Origin of the sequence: Halomonas citrativorans (assembly GCF_014898005.1) — a bacterium.
Classification (GTDB): domain Bacteria; phylum Pseudomonadota; class Gammaproteobacteria; order Pseudomonadales; family Halomonadaceae; genus Vreelandella; species Vreelandella citrativorans.
In genome coordinates this window covers 22183-43939 of sequence record NZ_JABUYX010000013.1, presented here as the reverse complement: position 1 = coordinate 43939, position 21757 = coordinate 22183, and the positions used below count along the sequence as shown (strand labels likewise).

Sequence of the window (21757 nt, the reverse complement as noted above, 5' to 3'; positions counted from 1 at the left end):
TGCGCCTAGCGCAGTACTCCTTCCTCCTTGAGCAGTTTGAAGATCGCTTCGGCACCCTGTTCTGGGGTGACGTCGTTAAGCGTCTGCCCACCACCACCGCCGGACTTGGCAGCGGCGGCTTTGAAACGGTCACGCGCCGATGATGACTTAACGATCTTAAGCCGCTTGGGACGCTTGCGCGCTGGCTGGAACTGCCAAGTGCTTAGTGCTTCATCAAGCTCGCTGGCCGCTTTTTGATGGGCTAACTCGCCGCGCCTGGCGGGGCCAAAGGCACTTTGGCGGGCGGCGGGAGCGCTGCTGTCCACCGTGGCAAGCGCCGGTAGACGAATGCGCAGGCGCCGCCGCTTGCCGCGCGGCAATGCTTGCAGCACCGTGATCACTCCCTGCTCGACCTTTTCTACCGCCGCTAGACCGGTAATGATCGGCCAGCCAAGCGCCTCGGCCAGTAGGTAGGGCGTTACACCCGAGGCCTCGCCGGTTTCGGCGCGAGTACCGGTCAGCACCAGCTGCGGGGCGCTGGCGCGTAACGCGTTGGCCAGCGCGGGGATTACATCGGCGTGGGGTTGCTGCTCGATCAAGCCAACAGAGTTGATACCCATGCCGAGATAGCCGCGGATGGCCTCTTCATGATCGCTATTTTGCTGGCCGGCATGTAGCAGGCTGACCGAGGCGTTTTCCAGCGTCAGGGCCATTTCTACCGCTCGGGCATCCTGGTCGGCGCGGCGTGCGCGCGCGGTCAGTGGGTGTTGGCCTACCGAAACCAGTACAGCGACGTTCAGCGCGTTGGCGGTTGATTGCTTGGCACTTTTGTTACTGACATCATGCGGCATCGCGATTCTCCTGCTGTTCAGCGCGGTACTGCTCAACCTGTGTAACAAGGGCAGCGAGTATCTGGCTGGCATCGCCGATCACTGCCAGGTCGGCACGTTTGACCATATCGCAGCCTTCATCGAGGTTGATCGCCACCACCTTCTCGCAGCTCTGAATGCCCTGAAGATGCTGGATAGCGCCGGAAATTCCTACCGCTACATAAACGCGGGCAGAGACCCAGGTGCCGGTGGCGCCCACTTGGCGGTCGCGCGGCATAAAGCCGTCATCCACCACCACCCGTGAGGCGCCTTTGGTGGCGCCGAGCACCTCGGCAGCGTGATGATAGCTATCCCAGCTTTTCACGCCATTGCCAGCAGAAAGGATAAATTCTGCTTCCGCGAGCGATACGCTGGCCGGGTCCACCGCGACTTCGCCCATGTCCTCAATGCGGCCGAGTATTTCGGGAAGCCCGTTAGAAAGTGTGATCGGCTCAGCCGCGTGGCGGGTTTCGCTGACCGGGTCGGCGCACTCGGCCAAGGCCAGTACGATACGGGGCAGGACGCGGGTAATGTCGTTTCTACCTGCCGCACCACGTGCGGTACAGCGCCAGCCGGTTGCGCTTTCAGTGTCTGCCTCGACCTGCCAGACCTGAGCGGCCGGGCGCTCGCCAAGCCTTGTGGCGAGGCGCCTGCCGAGCTCACCGCCAACGCTTGAGTCGGGTAGCAGCCAGTAGCGGGGCATCATTTCACGATCTACGCTCTGCAAGGTGGCGACGCTAAGCTCCGGCAGGTAGCCCGAGAAACGCTCGCCTTCCAAGTGTAGTAGCCGGTCAATACCCGCCTCGTCAAAGGTGGTTTCTTTATGCTCGCCAAACACCACGGCCAGTACGGCACCAGGCTGGGCCGGGTCGGCATCGGCTAGCTGGCGGGCAAGCCCTAACAGATCACGGTCGTGGGAGGAAAGGCGCCCACCAGCCATATCCGGTACGACCGCCACCATAAAGGCGGGAGTGTCGATAGTGACCGGCGTCCTCGTATCCTTGGCCTCAACGCTGCGCCCTGGCGCCTGTGCCGCCTGCTGGACGCCGCTACGATCAATGCGCCGAATGCCGTTGGGACCGATGAAGCCGACCGCATGGGGGTTGCGGCGCATCACGCCGTTAGGCCCCATCCATTCGCTGGCTACTGCGCCGCCACCCAGTTCGGCGAGCATCTCAAGATGTTGCGGGTGCAGGCGGTTGCGGGCGATCCACTCTTTTCGAGGGTCACGACGAACAAGCTCGCTCATGGCATTACCTCCAGGGTGGCGCGCGGTGATGCTGGCGCGGGCTTACTTTGGGTCGCCTTTTCGTCAGGCGTTGTGATGATCAACGCGTCGGCGACCAGTTCGGCGATATCCTTGATGTCAGCGCGGGGTTCTACCACGCCTTCAAGCATCGCAGTGCACTGTGGGCAGCCTACCGCGACCAGGTCAGCACCGGCTTCGCGAACATCTTCCATACGCATATCGGGAATCCGCTGCTTGCCAGGAATATCGGTGATCGGTGCGCCGCCACCGCCACCGCAGCAGCGCGAGCGATAGCCAGAGCGAGCCATCTCCTTAACCTCAATCCCTAGCGCCTTGAGCACCGCGCGTGGGGCTTCGTATTCACCGTTATAACGGCCCAGGTAGCAGGGGTCGTGATAAGTCACGTTGCCGCCTTTCCAGGCTTTGAACGTGAGCTTGCCGTCGGTGACGAGCTGGTTGATATAGGTGCTGTGATGGAAAACCTCATACCGGGAAGGCATGTCGGCGGTGCTGAGATCGGCGTACTCGTTTTTCAGCACGTGGAAACTGTGCGGGTCACAGGTAACGATGCGTGCGAAGCGGTACTGGCTCAACGTCTTAATGTTGCGCCGCGCCAAACTCTGGAAAGTAGCCTCATCGCCCAGACGGCGGGCGACATCGCCGCTATCACGCTCTTCATTACCCAGTACGGCGAAATCGATCTCGGCAGCACGCAGCACACTGATAAACGCGCGCAGCGTGCGCTGGTTGCGCATGTCAAACACGCCGTCGCCCAGCCACAGAAGCACCTCGGCTTCGCGCTTGTCGGCCATCAGCGGCAGATTGAGGTCTGCCGCCCAGTGCAGGCGTGAGTCAGGTTCGAAGCCGCCGGGGTTGTCGGTCGCAATCAGGTTGTCTAGCACTTCGGCGCCCTTATTGGGCGTATTACCGTGTTCCAGGGTCAGAAAGCGGCGCATATCGACGATGGCATCAACGTGCTCAATCATCATGGGGCACTCTTCAACGCAGGCGCGGCAGGTCGTGCAGGACCACAACGTTTCGGCATCCACCAATGCGCTACCCGTGCGGGCAACAATCGGGTCGTGGGGGCTGCCGCCATGCTCGCCGACCGGCTTGCCGGGGTAGGGCGAGCCTGCATAGTGGGCGTCGGTGCCGCCTGCCATGCCGACTACCATGTCCTGAATCAGCTTCTTGGGGTTGAGCGGCTGGCCGGCGGCAAAGGCCGGGCAGACGGCTTCACAGCGCCCACACTGAACGCAGGCATCAAAGCCTAACAGCTGGTTCCAGGTGAAGTCAGCCGGTACCTCAACGCCGAGCTTGGCACTTTCGTCATCCAGCGCCAACGATTTGAGCCCGGTTGAGCGGTGCTCTCCGCCAGCGCGCTTGGAAAAACGCTCGGGGCGGCGATGGAAGGCCAGGTGCAGGGCGCCGGCAAAAGCGTGTTTCATCGGCCCGCCCCAGGTCATGCCGAAGAACATCTCGCCAAGGCCCCAGGTGATGACACCGGCCAGCACCAGTGCAGCCAGCCAGCCTGCTCCGCTTTGGAAAAAGCCTTCTGGCAGAATACCGGCAGTGGGCAGCGTCACCACGAACATGCCGATGGAGAACGCCATTAGGCTCTTGGGCAGGCGCATCCACGGCCCTTTGGAAAGCCGTGAGGGTGGCGGGCTGCGCCGCTTGGCAACCACTAAACTACCCAAGAACATGCTCACCGTGGCGGCCAGCAATACCCAGGCCAAGATAGTGCTATCAAGCCCAAAGCCATGTACCACAATTGCCAGTAATGCGGCCAGCACAAAGCCGCCCGCGGTGGCCACGTGGGTATGGGAGATGAGTTTATCCCGCTCGACAACGTGGTGTAGATCCACCAGGTAGCGCCTGGGTACCTGCATCAGGCCGCGGATAATCGGTGCAGGAGAGGGCCGCCCCTGGCGCCACAGACGCACACGGCGCACAGCACCAATGGCAGCCAGTAACAGCGCAGAAAACAGCAGTATCGGTAGGAGGGTATCAAGCATGGCGTCTCTCCTCTCAGAGACACCGTAAGTACGAAATGTCATGAGCCTGATGGCCCATGACATTCAGCTTACAGCGTTAGTGGGTCAGAAGTCCTTGCATAACCGCAGCGCGTCATAAATGGCGGCATGCGTGTTGCGTGGCGCGGTGCAGTCACCCAGACGGAACAGCACGAAGCCATCGCCGCTTTCAGACAGACAGGGCTGAGGCTTGATCGCGTAGAGCGCTTCGATATCGGTCTGGCCCTTGTTACGCGACTGCTCCTTGAGGCTGTAGTAGAGGGCTTCATCCGGGCGCACGCCGTTTTCCACCACCACCTGATCCACCACCCGCTCTTCTAGCGCGCCGGAGTACTCGTTTTCAAGCACCGCCACCAGTGAGTCGCCTTCGCGATATACCTTATGCAGGGCGAGATCCGAGGTCATGATCACCTCTTTCTCGTACAGGCTGCGGTAGTAGGTCGGGAAGGTGGTGCCACCCACCGCGGCACCCGGCTTGATATCGTCGGTAACGATCTCGACCTTTGATCCCTTGTCTGCCAGGTAGTCGGCCGCTGAAACGCCGGAGAACTCGCAGATAGTGTCGTAGACCAGTACATTCTTGCCCGGCGCTACGCTGCCGCTAAGAATGTCCCAAGTGCTGACCACCAAGCTCTTGCCCAGGTCGCTGTCGTAACCCCACTCCGGTACCTGGGAGAGGAACGGCTGCCCGCCGGTGGCCAGAATTACTATATCCGGGCGCAGATCAGCAATGGTCGCTTCGTCGGCACGGGTACTCAGGCGCAGGTCGATCTCAAGGCGTGCCAGCTCCAGCTGGTACCAGCGAGTGATGCCAGCAATCTGATCGCGCTGGGGGGCTTTCGAGGCCAGGGTTATCTGACCACCGAGCTGATCCTGGGCTTCAAACAGGGTGACATCATGACCGCGCTTGGCACATACGTGTGCCGCTTCCATGCCCCCCGGGCCACCGCCCACGATGACTATCTTGCGTTTGGGGCCTTCGCTTTTCTCGACAATATGCGGCAGCCCCATGTATTCACGTGCGGTCGCGGCGTTCTGAATACACAGCACGTCGAGTCCTTGGTACTGCCGGTCGATGCAGTAGTTGGCACCCACGCACTGCTTAATCTGGTCGATCTGGCCCATCTTGATTTTGGCGATGATGTGCGGGTCGGCAATATGAGCACGGGTCATACCCACCAGGTCCACGTAGCCACCTTCAAGAATACGTTGGGCCTGATTGGGGTCCTTGATGTTCTGGGCATGGATGACCGGCACGTTGACCACTTCCTTGATGCCCGAGGCCAGGTGCAGGAAGGGCTCGGGCGGAAACGACATGTTGGGAATGACGTTGGCCAGGGTGTTGTGGGTATCACAGCCAGAGCCTATCACGCCGAAGTAGTCGATCATGCCGGTGGCGTCATGATAGGCCGCGATGCGCTTCATCTCCTCGTGGTCGAGGCCATCGGGGTGGAACTCGTCCCCGGTAATGCGCAGGCCCACCACGAAGTCATTGCCCACCTCGGCGCGCACCGCCTTGATCACTTCCATGCCAAAACGCATGCGATTTTCGAAGCTGCCGCCCCACTCATCGGTGCGCTTGTTGACGCGCGGGCTCCAGAACTGATCAATCAGGTGCTGGTGTACGGCAGAGAGCTCAACGCCGTCGAGACCGCCTTCCTTCGCCCGGCGCGCGGCCTGGGCGAAGTCACCGATAATGCGCCAGATCTCTTCTACTTCGATCGTCTTGCAGGTCGAGCGATGCACTGGCTCGCGAATGCCCGACGGCGATACCAGCGTCGACCAGTCGAAGCCATCCCAGCGTGAGCGACGGCCCATGTGGGTGATCTGGATCATGATCTTGCCGCCATGCTTGTGCACGGCATCGGCCAGGTTCTGAAAGTACGGGATGATGCGGTCGGTCGAGAGATTGACCGAACTCCACCAGCCCTGGGGGCTGTCGATGGAAACAATCGACGAGCCGCCGCAGATGCACAGGCCGCAGCCGCCCTTGGCCTTCTCTTCGTAGTATTTGACGTAGCGGTCCGTGGTCATGCCGCCGTCGGTGGCGTGCACCTCGGCGTGGGCCGTACTGACCACACGGTTACGAATGGTTTGGTTGCCGATCTGGATCGGCTTGAACAGTGCCTCAAATGCCATGGCAGCGATCCTCAGTTCTTGGGCGTGACAACAAACAGGCCGTACTCACAGCCCTTTTCGGCGCCGCTTTGGGTCTGTTCGGCAACCGTGCGCAGCGAGCTTCCACGCGCACTCAGAATCTGGTCCATGGCACCGGCAAACCAGCCGGTGAACATGTACTCGATTTTACGGTCCACTTTGCCCATCTGATACACGAAGGCGCTGTGTTCAAGGCGCACGCGGGCCGTGCCTGCATTCAGGTCAATCTCTTCAGTCACGAAGATGCCCCAGCCGCGCTGCGAAAGACGCTTCATGTAGTGCTCGAACACGTCCACGCCTTCCATACCGTGGAGTTCGGCCTCTTTTTCACACCAGTGCCAAGCGCTTTTATAGCCCGCTTGGTAGAGGATGTCGGCGTATTTTTCAGCACCCAGGGCCTCTTCAATGGCGACGTGGTTGTTGACGAAGAAGTGGCGCGGGACATACAGCATCGGCAGCGCGTCGGTTGTCCAGATACCGGTTTCGCTGTCGACGTCAATCGGGAGCTCGGGGGCGGTTTTGGTCACGGTTGTATTCCTTACACTTATATTTATTCAAAAGACATTGAGTTATTCAGTGGCTTCCAGGATCTCGTCGAACGGCAGTACAGGCTGTGCATGTACTTATTCGCCCCACACATCCTTCAAGGTTCTAACCCAGTTCTCGCCCATGATTTTTCTGACCTGAGATTCGCTCAGGCCGCGCTTGAGAAGCGCCTCTGTCAAGTTGGGGAATTCGCCGATAGTACGGATACCTTCGGGATTAATGATCTTGCCGAAGCTGGTCAGGCGGCGGGCATAGCCCTTGTCGTGGGTCAGCCACTCAAAGAAGTTCTGGTCATGGCCTTGGGTGAAATCGGTGCCGATACCGATGGCGTCTTCACCCACGATGTTCATGATGTACTCAATCGCTTCGCAGTAATCGTCGATGGTCGAATCAACGCCCTTCTTGAGGAACGGGGTGAACATGGTGACGCCGACAAAGCCGCCGTGGTCGGCGATGAACTTGAGCTCTGCATCCGACTTGTTGCGCGGGTGTTCCTTGAGTCCGGAGGGCAGGCAGTGGGAGTAGCACACCGGCTTTTTGGACTCAAGAATGACTTCTTCAGAGGTCTTGGCGCCTACGTGGGAAAGATCGCACAGCATACCCACACGGTTCATTTCGGCAACGATCTCGCGGCCAAAGCCGGACAGCCCGCCGTCACGCTCGTAGCAGCCAGTACCGACCAGGTTTTGGGTGTTGTAGCACATCTGCACAATGCCTACGCCGAGCTGTTTGAAGATCTCGACATAGCCGATCTGATCTTCAAAGGCGTGCGCATTCTGGAAACCAAAGATGATTCCGGTCTTGCCCTCTTCCTTGGCGCGCATGATGTCGGCGGTGGTACGCACCGGGCGAACCAGGTCGCTGCACTCTTCCATCAGTTTGTTGGAGGCGACAATATTGTCCACCGTTGCCTTGAACCCCTCCCAAACCGAGACAGTGCAGTTGGCTGCCGTCAGGCCGCCACGGCGCATGTCTTCCAGCAGTTCGCGATTCCATTTGGCAATGATTAGGCCGTCAATGATGATGGCGTCCTGGTGTAATTCGGCAGGGTTCATAACGTGGCTCCTGAATTGTTTATGTAGGGAGCATAGCGCTGAGGTGGTGCCTATCTGCTCTTGGAAACGACGATGGAAATTCCAAAAGCGTCATCATGAGAAATGCAGGCGCAGGAAGCCTGGTGAATAAACAGAAAACACGGTACAAAAAAAGAGCCGCCTTGCGGCAGCTCTAGTTCAGCGGTGGTACACCCGTTTAGCCAAGAGGAACGCTGGCAAAGGTGGGTTCGCCCTGGGCATAGGCCAGAGCCAGCAGCGCGCTTGATGCCGGCTCGTTGCTGACAGGTTCTGCTCCCCAGCGCTTCAGCAGCGGAGGAATCTTTTCCGGCGCTTTTTGGCGTGTATGGATGCCCAAGCGCTCATCGCGTGGCGGAATACCAAAACATTCTCGATAGCACTTGGAAAAATGCGGGGTAGAAACAAAGCCACATACCGAGGCAATCTCAATGATCGAGAGAGGCGTTTGCTTGAGCAGTTGGCGCGCCCTGACTAGGCGCAGCTTTAGGTAATACCTGGAAGGCGAACAGTGTAAGTAACGCTGGAACAGTCGCTCCAGCTGGCGGCGGGAAACATCGACATAGCTTGCCAGCTCATCAAGCTCAAGCGGCTCTTCAAGGTTGGATTCCATCAACGCGACGATTTCCAGCAACTTGGGCTGCGTCGTACCCAGCACGTGTTTTAACGGCACGCGCTGCTGATCCTGCTCGTTGCGCATACGCTCATAGACGAACATTTCGGAAATACCGGCGGAAAGCTCCTTGCCGTGATCGTGAGTGATCAGGTTGAGCATCATATCCAGCGGCGCCGTGCCGCCCGAGGCAGTGAAACGGTCACGGTCAATGGAAAACAGCCGCGTCGTCAGGACGATTTTCGGAAAGGCTTCCTGAAGAGAGGCCAGGCACTCCCAATGAATGCTGATTTCATAATGATCCAGTAAACCCGCCTGACCCAGCGCCCAGCTACCGGTACAGATAGCACCCAAGCGTCGCAGCTGGCGCGACTGAGCCTGTAGCCATTGAATATGCTCGCGGCTAACGCTGTGCTGAGGAGCGACCCCGCCACATACGACTACCCAATCAAGTGAGAGCGGCGCATGGATAGAGGCGTCCGGCGTCACATTAAGGCCGTCGCTGGCGCGCACCGGTGCACCGTCCTGAGTCAAGGTATACCAGCGGTAAAGCTCTCGCCCCGCCAACTGGTTTGCCATACGCAGTGGTTCAATCGCTGACGCCAGCGAAATGAGGGTGAAGTTGTCCAGCAGCAGAAAACCGAGCGTTTGCGGTATGTGCGAGTGACCTACTGGCATGGTTTTTTGGGATTGATCGGTGGTCATGGTCTTTACCTCTATCACCTAACATCATTGATGTTCTTTTTATTATCGTTCTATGTCGCTGGTGTCTTGTTGTGAGCCCCTGCGCTAGATACGTGCTGCTTGCCTGCATATTGGCACGAATGACGCTTATACTGACAAAGCAATCTGAAAGGCAACTCAACGGGTGTCGCAAATAGAATGCTTGAGGTCGTTTTAAAGGCGGTAAATACCGATACTAAGCGGGTGTCAGTGATTAGCGAAACGTTTTTTCAACATTCAGCGTCGTTTTAATAAGTCATTGAACCCAAAGGCTTTGCACACAAAAACGCTATAAGCTCATAATCTGAATGCGTAAGGAGGCATCAATGGCCAGGTTTTTCAAGGAGTTCCGCGAGTTTGCCGTTAAAGGCAATGTGGTAGACATGGCGGTGGGCATCATTATCGGCGGCGCGTTTACACTGATTGTGCAAAGCCTGGTAAAAGATGTCATGAATCCGGTGATCGGCCTGTTGGTCGGCGGTATCGATTTCTCTAACTTGTTTGTCGTGCTCCGAGAGGGAGCAACGTCAGCATCGTACCCCACACTTGCGGCGGCTCAGGCAGATGGTGCGGTGACCCTCAACCTTGGCCTGTTTATCAATGCGGTCGTCAGTTTTACGATTGTTGCCTTTGTGGTCTTCATGCTGGTGAGAACCATCAACCGCTTAAAGCGTGAAGAGGTAGAGGCGCCCAAAAGTCCGGTCGAAAAACCCTGCCCCTACTGCTTTATGACGGTGCCTATCAAAGCGACCCGCTGCGGACACTGTACGTCAGAGCTGCCCGTACCCACGCAAGCTGAAGAGCAGTCTCTAAAGGCGGCAACGCCTCCACCGCAGGCGTGACGGGAAACGCTATTCAGGACGGATCAACGGCATAAAAAAGGGGCGCCTCGTAGGACGCCCCTTTTTTCGTAGTGTACCTTAAGCGCGTTTTTTGGTCGCTTGCGTATCCGATTTTTGGCTGTCGCTGGCATCGCTGGGCTGGGGGAGCGAAGGCAGTGACTGCGCTAGCATTTCTACGCTGTGACGGTAGTAAAGCTGGCTTTTATTGTGTTCGCCAAGGCTTGCGTAGAGACGCGCAAGCTCGGCGCACACCTCTCCATTGGGACGCTGGCGCTGGCTGGCCTCAAAGTACTCCAGAGCTTTTTCCCACTTACCGGTACGCAGGGAGAGGCGGCCACAGGTTAGCAGTAGCTCGGGGTCATTGGGGCGCTCTTGCAGCCACTTTTCAGCTTTTGTCAGTTGGCGCGCCGCATGCACGTTAAGCAGGCCATAACGCTTCACCAACCGGGCATCCCAGTGATGATCCAGCGAGTGGTTTAGCAGACGCTCGGCGATGCTCTCTTCGTTCGACTGGACCAGCGCATCGGTATACAGCACGACCAGTTCGGTGTTGCCGCGCAGGTACTCGGGCATGTCTGCCCAGAGGCCGCGAACACGCTCGATATTACCGGGATTTTTAGCTTCAAACAGAATCAGCTCACGGTACGCCTTGAATTCAAGCTGCTCGCGCTCCTGCTGGGCAATCAGCTTTTGGGCAGCCAGGCGTGGCAGCAGCCAGCGCAAGCCCTCCCAGTCGTTGACGCTCAGGTGTACCTGCTTGAGCAGTTTCAGTACCTGCGGGTGGTCGCTTAGTTTTCTGTCCAGGCGATTCAGAATTGCCAGCGCCTCTTCAGGCTGCTGTCGATCAATCATCAGCTGCGCCTGCATCAAGCCAATGGCCGTGTCGGCGCCTTCGGTGGTGAGCTGGGCCTGGTTCAGGTGCTCTTGAGATTTAGTGTGGTTACCCTGGTAATGTGCTGCCAGGGCGGCCGACAGGTAGTTAACTAGCGGCGTGCTGGAGTCATTGGCGGCGTGGACCAGGGTTTTTTCGGCTTTTTTCCAGCGGCCTTCCGTCAAGGCGACCAAACCACGCACGGTACGCTTCATGGCACGGCGATTACGCGCACGGCTGTTCCAGGTACGGAAACGGCCCACAGGACGAAGGATGCCGGTCAGCAGCCGCAGTGCAAAATGCACCACAATAAATGCGGCCAGCAGCAGAATCAGGCCAAACCAGAACGAGGTCTGGACCGAGGTTTCACCTACCCGAATTAACCAATAACCAGGTACTGACATCATCAGGTGCCCAAACAGGGCACCGACGGCTAGGCCCGCGACCAGCAGGAGAATAAGTTTTCTCATGCATCACCTCCCTCTTCGCCATTTTGCTGGCGCGTCCTGAAGCGGTTTTCAATAAAGTGGGTCATGGCCTGCTGGGAGGCGCTGATATCCGGCAGTTCGGGCTCAATATCCGCTTGCTTAAGCTCCTGAAGGCTTGAGATCACGCTTTGCGTGGCCTCGCTGTCCAGGTCGTAGTAGCCGTTAAGTAATTCCAGCGCTTTATCGATACTGGCTTCATACAGCGGCTGCTCCTCTTTCAACAGGGCAAGCTGGGCCTGCTCAAGAATCAAGCGCAGGCTTTGGCGCAGGTACGACTCTTGCTCGGGAGTGACCAGCATTTCCATCGGTTCGTCGTGATGACGAATCACGACCAGGTCTTTAAGCTCTTCACCAAAACGTGCCAGTTGACGCTGGAAGTTGCCGGTAGGCGGCTGCTCAATGCCGGAGGTGACGGCGCTTTCTTCCACTTCCTGCGAAAGACGCAGGCTGGAAACGCGTTCTTGCAGCGCATTAAGCGCTAGATAGAGTCCCGTACGATCCACACGCGGCACGCCATCCAGTTCGGCAAGCTCGTTAGCAATATCACGACGCACGGCGGTTAGCGCTGGGTTGTCAGCATCCGCCAGGCGGGCGTCGGCGGTACGCAGCAGCGCAGCAGCACCGTCAACATCGCCTTCAAGCTGGAGGCGCTGATTTGCCAGGCGCAGCAGATAGGCCGCTTCTGCATGTAGCCAATCGCGGTCGTCGGTGTCTTGCGTCTGGGAAAGCTGGTTCAGCACGTCATCCAGCGTGCTGTTGACGTCGCTGCGGTAGCTATCAAGCTCGCTGCGTAACTCTTCCAGCGTGCCATCAAGGGCCTGGGTACGTTCGCGTTCGCTGCTTTCAATGCGTGATTCAAGCTCGCTCACGGATTGCTGCGTCGCGCTGCTGTCAGTCTGTTGGCTTAACGCATTGATGCGCTGTTGCTGGCTATTAAGGCGTTGCCAGCCTTGCCAGGCCACCACAATAAGCGCCACGCCCAGCACCAGTACCAACACCAAGGCTAACAGGCCGCCTTTGCGGCCTTTATACTGCTCACCTCCACTTGGGGGAGGCGGCGTTGTGCCTTTTCCACCGTTACCGGAGGGGCGATTGGGCGTTGCCGTATTGCCATCGGGCTCTTTTTTAGCCGTGGCAGGTTCTGTAACGCTGGCTGTCGGTTTTTCGCTGTTAGGCGTCGTACTGGGAGGGGGGGCGGTGGCAGAGGCCGCGTCAGGTTTGCCGCTGTTTTTGCCACGCCGACGAGAGCTAGCATTTTTAGGCGCGTTGCTTGATGGTTCGGCAGCCGAGCTTGCGGGTGGGCTGCTTTCAACCGCGCTTGATGGCGAGGGAGTTGAGGTAGACGCGGCAGTTTCGCCCGGCGTGGCGCTTTTTTGAGGCGCGTCGGCGGACGCTTTTTGTACGTCTTCCTGGTCGTTTGGTTGTTTGCTCATCTGTCGCTAGCCCTTAATTAAGTTCCTTGATCGACATCGGCACCCATAGGATTACAGGACCTGCCCAACGCAGCTGCAAGGGCAGCTGGCGTTGCTCCCGACGCCACCTTGAGGTCACAAAAACCCAGTGTACCGGCCAGTGTAGCTAAACGCTGACTGGAAACGATTAGCGGTTGGTTCAACGCTGTTTGATCACACCATTTTGCCAGATGTTCGAGCAGTTCGCTGCTGGTGACGATGAGTGCTCGAAAATCTCCCGTAGCAAGGCGGGCCTGGAGTGAGGCCGAAGGCGGATGAAAAATGCGCCGATACACAGCGACCCGGGTCATCTGAGCACCGCGTTCTGTCAGCGTCTCGGCCAGTAGCGTTCGGCCACCTTCTCCCGCCACCAGTAATATCCGCTGATGTGCGACATTCTTCAGTGAGGCGAGCGCTAAAAGTGCCTCGCTGGTGTTATCGCCGCGCTCATTTCCAGCCTTTTGTTGGTCAGCACCGGGTCTGTCAGCCGCTGCTGATGGGATGCGTACCCGTACGCCCAACTGGTCAAACAGTGCCTCTGCCGTAGCGCTCCCCACGCCATAATAAGCAATGCCAGTGGGTAGCTGTGGCCAGTAGCGATCCAGCGCGTTACCTAAACACAGGGCCGCGAAGGGGCTAACCACTATTACCTTGTCGTACTGGTCAATATCCAGCCAGACGCGGCGCATCAGCGGGTCCTCTGGTAGCGCTTGAAGGCTCATCACCGCCATTGGCTCTACCCAGGCGCCCGTTGCGCGCAGCGTATTGGCAAGCACTTCACCGCGCTTGCCAGGTCGGCAGATCAGCACTGGCTGTGTCATACGTGGTTGCCGTAGACCTCGGCCAAAATATCGCCTGCACCCTGGTCAAGCAGCTCTTCGGCAATGCGAATGCCCAGTGCTTCAGGCTCGTACATTGAGCCGCGGCCTTCAGCACGCAATACTTCGGTGCCCTCAGGATTGCCCACCAGCCCGCGCAGCCACAGCGTCTCATTGGCCTTGTCGAGCACCGCGAAACCGGCAATCGGTACTTGGCAGCCGCCTTCCAGGCGCGTATTCATGGCGCGTTCTGCACGTACGCGGGTGGCGGTGTCCGGGTCATCCAGCGGAGCCAGCAGGCCGATCAGTTCCGGGTCATGCAGGCGGCACTCAATGCCCAGCGCGCCTTGGCCGCAGGCGGGCAGGCACACTTCTGGCGGCAGTGCCTGGGCAATACGCTCTTCAAGGCCCAAGCGTTTTAAGCCAGAGGTCGCCAGGATAATGGCATCGAATTCACCATCGTCTAGTTTGGCCAGCCGGGTTTGCACGTTGCCGCGCAGGCTGAGAATTTGCAGGTCAGGGCGAGCTTCACGAAGTTGGAGCCCGCGACGCAGGCTGGCGGTGCCTATTTTGGCCCCTTCAGGCAATTCATCGATGCTTTTATAATGGTTGGATACAAACGCATCGGTAGGGTCTGAGCCCTCTAAAATAACCGAAAGCCCTAAGCCTTCGGGGAAAAGCATGGGGACATCCTTCATCGAGTGGACGGCAATATCCGCGCGGCCATCCAGCATGGCGTCTTCCAGCTCTTTAACAAATAGCCCCTTGCCGCCAATTTTAGACAGAGGGGTGTCGAGAATTTTGTCGCCTTTAGTAGAGAGCGCGACCAGCTCAACCTCAAGGCCCTCATGGGCAGCCATCAAGCGGTCACGGACGTGCTCGGCTTGCCACATGGCCAACTGACTTTTCCGCGTAGCAATACGCAGTTTGGTGATGGATGACACGTTATTCTCCCTTTGCCGCTGACGCGGCGCGTCAAGCTATGATGTGTCTCATCATAAAGCACCCGGGCGCACAGTAAAAATAACTGGCTGTTTTTAAGAAGCTGTTTTAAGCCACTGTCTTCAAAAGCTGTCTCCAAGAGCAGTCTTAAAGAATTGCCTTAAAGATAAGTGCTCGGCGGGCCAAACGCCATTACTCTGCAAATGTAGGCGGCCCGAACTCAAGCCATAAGCGCAATGACTCTGTTACACTTTCCGCCATCGACTCTTTTGTTTTGTCAGCAGGATATACCTCCGATGAGCCAAGCTACGAATCAGTCCTGGGGCGGTCGCTTCAGCGAGCCTACCGATGCCTTTGTGGCGCGTTTTACCGCGTCTGTCACCTTTGACCAGCGCCTTGCGCGCCAGGATATTCAGGGCTCTATTGCCCACGCCACCATGCTTAGCCGCGTAGGCGTGCTGACCGACGAAGAACGCGACGCGATTATTAACGGTTTGACCGAAATTCAAGGTGAAATCGAGCGCGGCGAATTTAACTGGTCGGTGCCGCTTGAAGACGTCCACATGAATATCGAAGCACGCCTGACCGACAAGATCGGTATCACTGGCAAGAAGCTTCACACCGGTCGTTCGCGTAATGATCAGGTAGCGACCGACATCCGCCTGTTTATGCGCGACGAGATTGACGTCATTGAGGTGGAATTAAAGCGCCTGCGCGAAGGCATGATCGAGCTTGCCGACCGCGAAGCCGATACCATCATGCCCGGCTTTACCCACCTGCAAACCGCCCAGCCGGTCACCTTTGGTCATCATCTGCTGGCCTGGCAGGAAATGCTCGCCCGTGACCATGAGCGCCTGCTGGATTGCCGTAAACGCGTTAACGTACTGCCGCTGGGCGCCGCTGCGCTGGCGGGTACTACGTACCCGATTGACCGCCACGTCACCGCTGAGCTGCTGGGCTTTGAGCGTCCGGCAGAGAACTCGCTGGATGCCGTATCGGATCGCGACTTCGCGATTGAATTCACCAGCTTTGCCAGCATCTTGATGATGCACCTGTCGCGCATGAGCGAAGAACTGGTGCTGTGGACCAGCGCCCAGTTTGACTTTATCGACCTGCCTGACCGCTTCTGCACCGGCTCTTCCATTATGCCGCAGAAGAAAAACCCTGACGTACCGGAGCTGGTACGCGGTAAAACAGGCCGCGTATATGGTCATTTGATGGGCCTGCTGACGCTGATGAAGTCGCAGCCGCTGGCCTACAACAAGGATAATCAGGAAGATAAAGAGCCGCTGTTTGACGCGGTGGATACGGTGCGCGACTGCTTGAAAGCGTTCGCGGATATGGTGCCTGCCATTGAGCCGAAAAAAGACAGCATGTATGAAGCGGCGCGGCGTGGGTTCTCTACCGCCACCGACCTTGCCGACTATCTGGTCCGTAAAGGCGTTGCCTTCCGCGATGCCCATGAAATCGTCGGCCAGTCGGTTGCTTACGGCCTGAAAACCCAAAAAGATCTCTCGGAAATGAGTCTGGAAGAGCTTCAACAGTTCTCCTCTATCATCGAGCAGGATGTTTTTGACGTACTGACGCTGGAAGGCTCGGTGGCCGCGCGTAATCACATTGGCGGGACGGCGCCCAATCAGGTGCGTGCCGCAGCACAGCGTGCCCGCGAGGCGCTCTCGTTACTGCAGGGTCAGGCATGAAAACATTAGCGCTTATCGCGATCATCGCTTTATTCGTCGCGGGTTGCGGTCAGAAGGGACCGCTCTACCTGCCCGACGATAACTCACCCGATAACGGTGTGGCCGAACAGGCTGGGTAAGCGGCTGCAGGAGAGACGACATTATGGATCATTTTAACTACCGCGACGGCGTGCTTTACGCCGAAGATGTGCCGCTTTCGCAGATTGCCGCAGAGCACGGCACGCCCTGTTACGTTTATTCCAAGGCAACATTTGAGCGCCACTTTCGCGCTTACACCGAAGCGCTTGGCGGTCACCCGCATTTGATCTGCTACGCCGTTAAAGCCAACTCTAACCTGGCGGTGCTGGGCCTGCTTGCAAGGCTAGGCGCCGGGTTTGATATTGTCTCCATTGGTGAGCTTGAGCGCGTGCTGGCAGCCGGAGGAGACCCTGAAAAAGTGGTGTTCTCAGGTGTTGCCAAGCAGCCCCACGAAATGGCCCGTGCGCTTGAAGTCGGCATCAAGTGCTTCAACGTTGAATCTCGCCCTGAGCTGGAGCGCTTAAACGCTGTAGCGGGGGAACTGGGTAACGTTGCCCCGGTTTCGCTGCGCGTTAATCCGGACGTGGACGCGGGCACTCATCCGTATATTTCCACCGGGCTCAAGGACAACAAGTTTGGCATCGCGGTCGATGACGCGCTTGAGGTTTACGAGCTGGCGGCCAGCCTGCCGAATCTTGAGGTGAAGGGGCTGGATTGCCATATTGGTTCGCAGTTGACCGAAACCGCTCCGTTTTTGGACGCGCTGGATCGACTATTGATGCTGATGGAGCGCCTGCGCGAACGGGGTATCGAGATTGATCATTTGGATCTAGGCGGCGGTTTGGGCGTGCCTTACCGGGATGAAACGCCCCCGCAGCCGTTTGATTACGCAAGCCAGCTGTTGGCTCGCCTGTCGCGCTGGGAAGGCGGCGAAAATCTGACGCTGCTGTTTGAACCAGGCCGCTCTATTGCCGCCAATGCAGGCGTCATGCTGACGCGGGTTGAATTCCTGAAGCCCGGCGAAACCAAGAACTTCGCCATTGTTGATGCGGCCATGAACGACCTGATTCGCCCGGCGCTGTATCAGGCGTGGCAGGCTATCGTGCCGGTGGACACTCGTGAAACTCGCCCAAGTGCGGTGTATGACGTGGTCGGCCCGGTGTGCGAAACCGGCGACTTTCTGGGTAAAGAGCGTGAGCTTGCGATTGCCGAAGGCGATCTTCTGGCGGTGCGTTCAGCAGGTGCTTACGGCTTTGTTATGGCGTCCAACTACAACAGCCGTCCGCGTCCGGCCGAGCTAATGGTCGATGGCGATACGTGCCACGTGGTACGGCGCCGTGAAACGGTCGAAAGCCTTTGGGCGGGCGAAGCGCTGCTGCCTGAAGGAGCGCGCTAATGCTTCTGCATTTCACCAAAATGCACGGCCTGGGCAACGACTTTATGGTCGTTGACCTGGTAACCCAGCGTGCCCGGCTGCGTGAGGAGCATATCCAACAGCTGGCTGATCGTCGCTTTGGGATTGGTTTTGATCAGTTGCTGGTGGTTGAGCCGCCCCGCAACCCCGAGATGGACTTCCGCTACCGTATTTTCAATGCCGACGGAAGTGAAGTGGAGAACTGTGGCAACGGCGCTCGCTGCTTTGCGCGCTTTGTGCGCGACCAGCGCTTGACCCACAAACATGAGATTCACGTAGAAACAGCCGGTGGCCCGCTGGTTTTGCACGTACAGCACGATGGCCTTGTGCGTGTCGATATGGGGCGGCCGCGCTTTAGCCCGGCAGCACTGCCCTTTGAAGCCCCAGGCGACCAACCATTACACGAACTTGAGGTCGACGGTGAAACGCTTCACATTGGTGTGGTATCCATGGGTAATCCCCACGCGGTATTGCAGGTGGAAAGCGTTGAGCGCGCCCAGGTTGAGCGTTTTGGGCCGTTGATGGAAGCGCACCCTCGCTTCCCCAAGCGTGTTAACGTGGGCTTTATGCAGGTTCTTTCGGCTAACCAGATTCGTCTGCGGGTATTTGAGCGGGGCAGTGGCGAAACGCTTGCTTGTGGTACCGGTGCGTGCGCCGCTGTTGCTAGCGGAATCCGCCAGGGCATCCTGAAAAGCCCGGTGAGCGTTCACCTGCCCGGCGGCGAGCTGACGATCGAGTGGCCCGACCCGGAAGCGTCGCTGATCATGGTCGGCCCGGCTACACGCGTTTTTGATGGTCGCGTAGCACTTAATTGATAGTGACGCGTAACGGATACAAGGAGAACGGTGATGTCTCAAGCCCCTGAACCGCGCAAGACGCTCGATCCAGACCAGGTAGCATTTTGGCTTGCCCGGCATCCCGATTTTTTTGTAGGCCGTGAAGGGTTGTTGCAGCAGCTTAAAGTGCCGCACCCGCATATTGATGGTGCGGTATCGCTGCTTGAGAGGCTGGTGCTGGACTTGCGTCAGCGGGCGGAGAAGGCCGAAGATCGCCTGGAGCACTTACTGGAAACTGCTCGGCACAACGAAGCTCAGTATCGGCGCCTACGGGAAACCCTGATGGCGCTGGTCGAAGCGGATAGCCGTGACGCCTTAGCGCAAGCTCTGGCGACTCAGCTTAACGAGCGATTTGATACGCCCGCGATGGCACTTTGGTGCCCGGCGTCGTTAAGCGATAGCGAACCCACCATGCCCCAGCCTCCGCGCCATGTGCTGGACCAGCACGCCAGTACACGTTTGGCCGCGTTACTGGACGGTAAAACCAGCCGCTGTGCCAAGTTAAGCGTTAGCGATTGGAAGTGCCTATTGCCGCATACTAAAGCGCCACGTAAAGCGGGCTCCTGCGCTATCTCGCGCCTCTCGGCGGGCGAGTCGCTGGGATACCTGCTACTGGCAAGCCCCAACCCTGACTGCTATCGCGCCAGCATGGATACGCTGTTTACCGAGTATCTTGGGGATATCGTGGCACGGCTTTTAATTCGCTTGGAAACGTATGGCTGAGTCGCTTCTTGCCGCAGCGGTGGCACGCTATATCGGCGCGCTAGGCCAACATGCAAGCCCGGCAACCGTCGCCGCCTATCAGCAGGATTTAAGCGCCCTGTGCCGGTTTGCCGAGCAGCGCGAAATACAGGACCCAGCGCTGCTGGATACGGCGCTGCTGCGCACTTTTCTAGGCACAGAGCGCAGCCGCGGGCTTGGCGCACGCAGCCTTGCACGGCGCCGAGCGGCACTTTCGCGCTTTGCCGATGACCTGGTCAAGCAGGGGATTCTTGCCGATAACCCGGTCGCGCTACTGCGCACGCCTAAGCAACCCAGCCACCTGCCGCGCCCGGTCGATGTGGATGCATTGGCCCATTTTCTGGATAGCCCGCATGATGGTTCGCCCCTGGCCGTACGCGACCAGGCCATGTTGGAGCTTTTTTACTCCAGTGGTTTGCGCCTGGCAGAACTTGCCGCGCTGGACCTTCACGATCTGCAGACCAGCCGCGTACGTGTGATAGGCAAAGGCAGTAAACCACGCCAGGTGCCTGTCGGGCAGCGCGCCCAGCACACCCTGGCGGAGTGGATTGCCTGCCGGGCAACTATGGCACCTGAGGGTGAAACGGCGCTTTTTGTGGGCCAGCGTGGGGCGCGGCTGGGGCATCGAGCCATTCAAAAACGTCTTGCCCAACTCTCTGTTAGCCGGGGCTTGCCCGAGCACTTGCATCCTCACCGCTTGCGTCACTCGTTTGCCAGCCATTTGCTTGAATCAAGCCAGGATCTGCGTGCGGTTCAGGAGCTGTTAGGCCACGCAAACCTCTCCACCACCCAAGTATATACTCGGCTCGACTGGCAGCATTTGGCGACCAGCTATGACGCCGCCCACCCACGCGCCAAGCGCCGCCCTTCTGGAAACACACCATGACCGCACTAGCAGCTATCACGTTTGATTTAGACGATACGCTTTGGGATAACCAGGGCGTGATGCTACGCACGGAGGAGGGGCATTACGGCTGGTTACTTGAGGCGCTGAGTATCTGGCGCGCAACGCGTCAAGAGGCGCCGCTGTCGCTGGATTATGAGGCGGGCGTGGAGGACTATTTACAGCGCCGCCAGCAGTTCGCTAAAGATGTGCCCGAGCGGCGCGGCGACTTTACCTGGCTACGCCTGCGCGCTCTGGAGGCGCAGTTGGAAGCCGAGGGCCTGCCCCGGAGTGCGGCCATTTTGTGGGCGGCAGCGGCCATGAACGAGTTTCATCGCCTGCGTATCCAGGTTTCTCCGCATCCGGAAGCGGCGGGCCTGCTTTCCGCGTTAGGCGAGCGCTACCAGTTGGCGGCCATTACCAACGGCAATATTCATTTAAAGCGTCAGCCGTTGGCGGCGTATTTTCCGGTGGCGATTGCTGCAGGCGAGCTTCTGGCGCCCAAGCCGGAACACACGCCCTTTCTAACGGCGCTTTCAAGGCTTAATGTCACGCCCGAGTGCGCGATGCACGTCGGCGACTCGTGGGAAGAGGATATTTTACCGGCTCAGCAACTGGGCATGCACGCGGTGTGGGTCTCAAGCGACCAGAGCCAGGCGCTGCCGCCCAGGGTACACCGCATCGCACATATTAAAGAGCTGCCGGGTATATTGGATAAGCTGGACGGTTCAGTGGCCTGAGGTGTCTTCCGGTGGCGTATGCAACCACTGGTCAAGCTTTTGCGAAAGTGTATCGACGCCCTGGCGCTTGAGCGATGAGAAAAGCTGAACTGACACCAGGTCTTCCCACTCTTTTAAGCGAGAACGGACTTTTTGCAGCGAGGCACTTGCCGGGCCTTTTTTCAGCTTGTCGGCCTTGGTTAGCAGGATATGTACCGGCATATTGCGCTGGTCGGCGAAGCTCAGCATCATCTGGTCAAACTCGCTCAGCGGGTGGCGAACGTCCATCAGCAGCACCAGCCCGCGCAGGCTAAACCGGCCCCGCAGGTAGTCAGACAAATGCTGCTGCCACTCGATTTTGACGGCTTCTGGCACTTTCGCATAACCGTAGCCTGGAAGGTCAACCAGACGCCGCGCCTCGTCGTTCATGACGCTGAAAAAGTTGATCAGCTGCGTGCGCCCTGGCGTGCGCGAAGTGCGGGCGAGGCCGTTCTGTTGCGTGAGCGCGTTGATAGCGCTCGATTTGCCCGCGTTAGAGCGTCCTGCAAACGCCACTTCCGCACCCGTATCGTCAGGGCAGGTAGCCAGTGTTGGGGCGCTGATAACAAATTTGGCGGTAGGGTAGTTCAACCGAGCGACGGGGCTATCTTGAGGGGTGGACATGGAATGAATCCTGAAAATCGAACCTATAAAACAGTCTGCGTTAACCACGCGTATAATGACATGGCACGCCGCACTGCGACGAATTACCCCGTCAGTCAGGTCAAGCATTGTGCTAAAAAGCGGTGATAC

At 58.4% G+C, this 21757-nt stretch carries 20 protein-coding genes; 8 read left to right on the top strand and 12 right to left on the bottom strand.

The window, feature by feature from the left end:
* Nucleotides 1–5 precede the first annotated feature (5 nt).
* The 7 genes from etfB to gbdR all read right to left on the bottom strand — a co-directional run bounded on the left by etfB (nt 6) and on the right by gbdR (nt 9224).
* The gene (gene etfB / locus INT20_RS12250) at nt 6–830 is read right to left on the bottom strand and encodes an electron transfer flavoprotein subunit beta (RefSeq protein WP_192526875.1); all 825 of its coding nucleotides are present in this window, start codon (nt 828–830) and stop codon (nt 6–8) included.
* Complete coding sequence (gene etfA / locus INT20_RS12245) at nt 820–2097, bottom strand: electron transfer flavoprotein subunit alpha (RefSeq protein ID WP_193054056.1); 1278 nt, start codon at nt 2095–2097, stop codon at nt 820–822. Before etfA ends, etfB begins: the two co-directional genes overlap by 11 nt.
* Nucleotides 2094–4115: a (Fe-S)-binding protein gene (locus tag INT20_RS12240; RefSeq protein ID WP_193054055.1), complete on the bottom strand. Its 2022-nt coding sequence runs from the start codon at nt 4113–4115 to the stop codon at nt 2094–2096. Before INT20_RS12240 ends, etfA begins: the two co-directional genes overlap by 4 nt.
* Before the next feature lie 84 nt (nt 4116–4199).
* Nucleotides 4200–6272, bottom strand: coding sequence for a dimethylglycine demethylation protein DgcA (gene dgcA / locus INT20_RS12235; RefSeq protein ID WP_193056986.1), 2073 nt, complete (start codon nt 6270–6272; stop codon nt 4200–4202).
* 11 nt (nt 6273–6283) lie between these two features.
* Nucleotides 6284–6817 carry a DUF5943 domain-containing protein gene (locus INT20_RS12230; RefSeq protein ID WP_192526879.1) on the bottom strand — a complete coding sequence of 178 codons (534 nt, stop codon included), beginning with the start codon at nt 6815–6817 and terminating at the stop codon, nt 6284–6286.
* Between the two features lie 96 nt (nt 6818–6913).
* Nucleotides 6914–7891 (bottom strand): dipeptidase, encoded by a 978-nt coding sequence (locus INT20_RS12225; protein WP_193054053.1) that lies wholly within the window; start codon nt 7889–7891, stop codon nt 6914–6916.
* Between the two features lie 196 nt (nt 7892–8087).
* Nucleotides 8088–9224, bottom strand: coding sequence for a choline metabolism transcriptional regulator GbdR (gene gbdR, locus INT20_RS12220; RefSeq protein WP_193054052.1), 1137 nt, complete (start codon nt 9222–9224; stop codon nt 8088–8090).
* A gap of 344 nt (nt 9225–9568) precedes the next feature.
* Between gbdR and mscL the strand changes: the two genes are divergently transcribed.
* Nucleotides 9569–10084, top strand: coding sequence for a large-conductance mechanosensitive channel protein MscL (gene mscL / locus INT20_RS12215; RefSeq protein ID WP_193054051.1), 516 nt, complete (start codon nt 9569–9571; stop codon nt 10082–10084).
* Nucleotides 10085–10162: 78 nt separating this feature from the next.
* Here the strand turns inward: mscL and INT20_RS12210 are convergent, their stop codons facing one another.
* Genes INT20_RS12210 through hemC form a run of 4 tightly spaced genes read right to left on the bottom strand, consistent with a single transcriptional unit; the run spans nt 10163 to nt 14656 of the window.
* A complete protein-coding gene (locus tag INT20_RS12210; RefSeq protein ID WP_193054050.1) occupies nt 10163–11425 on the bottom strand; it encodes a heme biosynthesis HemY N-terminal domain-containing protein in 1263 nt (420 codons plus the stop codon).
* Nucleotides 11422–12876, bottom strand: a complete 1455-nt coding sequence (locus INT20_RS12205) for a uroporphyrinogen-III C-methyltransferase (protein WP_193054049.1) — start codon at nt 12874–12876, stop codon at nt 11422–11424. Before INT20_RS12205 ends, INT20_RS12210 begins: the two co-directional genes overlap by 4 nt.
* Nucleotides 12877–12893: 17 nt before the next feature.
* Nucleotides 12894–13715, bottom strand: a complete 822-nt coding sequence (locus INT20_RS12200; RefSeq protein WP_193054048.1) for a uroporphyrinogen-III synthase — start codon at nt 13713–13715, stop codon at nt 12894–12896.
* Nucleotides 13712–14656: a hydroxymethylbilane synthase gene (gene hemC, locus INT20_RS12195; RefSeq protein WP_087110446.1), complete on the bottom strand. Its 945-nt coding sequence runs from the start codon at nt 14654–14656 to the stop codon at nt 13712–13714. Before hemC ends, INT20_RS12200 begins: the two co-directional genes overlap by 4 nt.
* A 294-nt stretch (nt 14657–14950) precedes the next feature.
* On the opposite strand from hemC, the gene argH reads away from it, so the two are divergent.
* From argH to INT20_RS12160, 7 genes are read left to right on the top strand one after another with little or no spacing between them, the layout of a single operon-like run.
* On the top strand, nt 14951–16354 hold the full coding sequence (gene argH / locus INT20_RS12190; protein WP_193054047.1) for an argininosuccinate lyase: 1404 nt from the start codon (nt 14951–14953) through the stop codon (nt 16352–16354).
* The gene (gene lptM / locus INT20_RS12185; RefSeq protein ID WP_087110450.1) at nt 16351–16473 is read left to right on the top strand and encodes an LPS translocon maturation chaperone LptM; all 123 of its coding nucleotides are present in this window, start codon (nt 16351–16353) and stop codon (nt 16471–16473) included. The genes argH and lptM overlap by 4 nt, the downstream gene beginning before the upstream one ends.
* A gap of 23 nt (nt 16474–16496) precedes the next feature.
* Complete coding sequence (gene lysA, locus INT20_RS12180; RefSeq protein WP_193054046.1) at nt 16497–17768, top strand: diaminopimelate decarboxylase; 1272 nt, start codon at nt 16497–16499, stop codon at nt 17766–17768.
* Nucleotides 17768–18601, top strand: coding sequence for a diaminopimelate epimerase (gene dapF, locus INT20_RS12175; protein ID WP_193054045.1), 834 nt, complete (start codon nt 17768–17770; stop codon nt 18599–18601). The genes lysA and dapF overlap by 1 nt, the downstream gene beginning before the upstream one ends.
* 33 nt (nt 18602–18634) lie before the next feature.
* Complete coding sequence (locus tag INT20_RS12170) at nt 18635–19345, top strand: DUF484 family protein (RefSeq protein WP_087110456.1); 711 nt, start codon at nt 18635–18637, stop codon at nt 19343–19345.
* Nucleotides 19338–20249 carry a tyrosine recombinase XerC gene (locus INT20_RS12165; protein WP_087110458.1) on the top strand — a complete coding sequence of 304 codons (912 nt, stop codon included), beginning with the start codon at nt 19338–19340 and terminating at the stop codon, nt 20247–20249. The genes INT20_RS12170 and INT20_RS12165 overlap by 8 nt, the downstream gene beginning before the upstream one ends.
* Nucleotides 20246–20986, top strand: coding sequence for an HAD family hydrolase (locus INT20_RS12160; protein WP_087110461.1), 741 nt, complete (start codon nt 20246–20248; stop codon nt 20984–20986). Before INT20_RS12165 ends, INT20_RS12160 begins: the two co-directional genes overlap by 4 nt.
* On the opposite strand, the gene yihA is transcribed toward INT20_RS12160, so the two are convergent.
* Nucleotides 20975–21628, bottom strand: coding sequence for a ribosome biogenesis GTP-binding protein YihA/YsxC (yihA, locus tag INT20_RS12155; protein WP_087110463.1), 654 nt, complete (start codon nt 21626–21628; stop codon nt 20975–20977). The two genes, INT20_RS12160 and yihA, sit on opposite strands and share 12 nt — an antisense overlap.
* Between the last annotated feature and the right edge of the window lie 129 nt (nt 21629–21757).

Coding starts and splice junctions, on each gene's coding strand:
- yihA (WP_087110463.1), bottom strand. CDS start 21,628: ATGTCCACCCCTCAAGATAGCCCCGTCGCTCGGTTGAACTACCCTACC.
- INT20_RS12240 (WP_193054055.1), bottom strand. CDS start 4,115: ATGCTTGATACCCTCCTACCGATACTGCTGTTTTCTGCGCTGTTACTG.
- etfB (WP_192526875.1), bottom strand. CDS start 830: ATGCCGCATGATGTCAGTAACAAAAGTGCCAAGCAATCAACCGCCAAC.
- dapF (WP_193054045.1), top strand. CDS start 17,768: ATGCTTCTGCATTTCACCAAAATGCACGGCCTGGGCAACGACTTTATG.
- INT20_RS12225 (WP_193054053.1), bottom strand. CDS start 7,891: ATGAACCCTGCCGAATTACACCAGGACGCCATCATCATTGACGGCCTA.
- INT20_RS12165 (WP_087110458.1), top strand. CDS start 19,338: ATGGCTGAGTCGCTTCTTGCCGCAGCGGTGGCACGCTATATCGGCGCG.
- etfA (WP_193054056.1), bottom strand. CDS start 2,097: ATGAGCGAGCTTGTTCGTCGTGACCCTCGAAAAGAGTGGATCGCCCGC.
- INT20_RS12160 (WP_087110461.1), top strand. CDS start 20,246: ATGACCGCACTAGCAGCTATCACGTTTGATTTAGACGATACGCTTTGG.
- argH (WP_193054047.1), top strand. CDS start 14,951: ATGAGCCAAGCTACGAATCAGTCCTGGGGCGGTCGCTTCAGCGAGCCT.
- INT20_RS12200 (WP_193054048.1), bottom strand. CDS start 13,715: ATGACACAGCCAGTGCTGATCTGCCGACCTGGCAAGCGCGGTGAAGTG.
- dgcA (WP_193056986.1), bottom strand. CDS start 6,272: ATGGCATTTGAGGCACTGTTCAAGCCGATCCAGATCGGCAACCAAACC.
- INT20_RS12205 (WP_193054049.1), bottom strand. CDS start 12,876: ATGAGCAAACAACCAAACGACCAGGAAGACGTACAAAAAGCGTCCGCC.
- gbdR (WP_193054052.1), bottom strand. CDS start 9,224: ATGACCACCGATCAATCCCAAAAAACCATGCCAGTAGGTCACTCGCAC.
- lptM (WP_087110450.1), top strand. CDS start 16,351: ATGAAAACATTAGCGCTTATCGCGATCATCGCTTTATTCGTCGCGGGT.
- INT20_RS12170 (WP_087110456.1), top strand. CDS start 18,635: ATGTCTCAAGCCCCTGAACCGCGCAAGACGCTCGATCCAGACCAGGTA.
- lysA (WP_193054046.1), top strand. CDS start 16,497: ATGGATCATTTTAACTACCGCGACGGCGTGCTTTACGCCGAAGATGTG.
- mscL (WP_193054051.1), top strand. CDS start 9,569: ATGGCCAGGTTTTTCAAGGAGTTCCGCGAGTTTGCCGTTAAAGGCAAT.
- INT20_RS12210 (WP_193054050.1), bottom strand. CDS start 11,425: ATGAGAAAACTTATTCTCCTGCTGGTCGCGGGCCTAGCCGTCGGTGCC.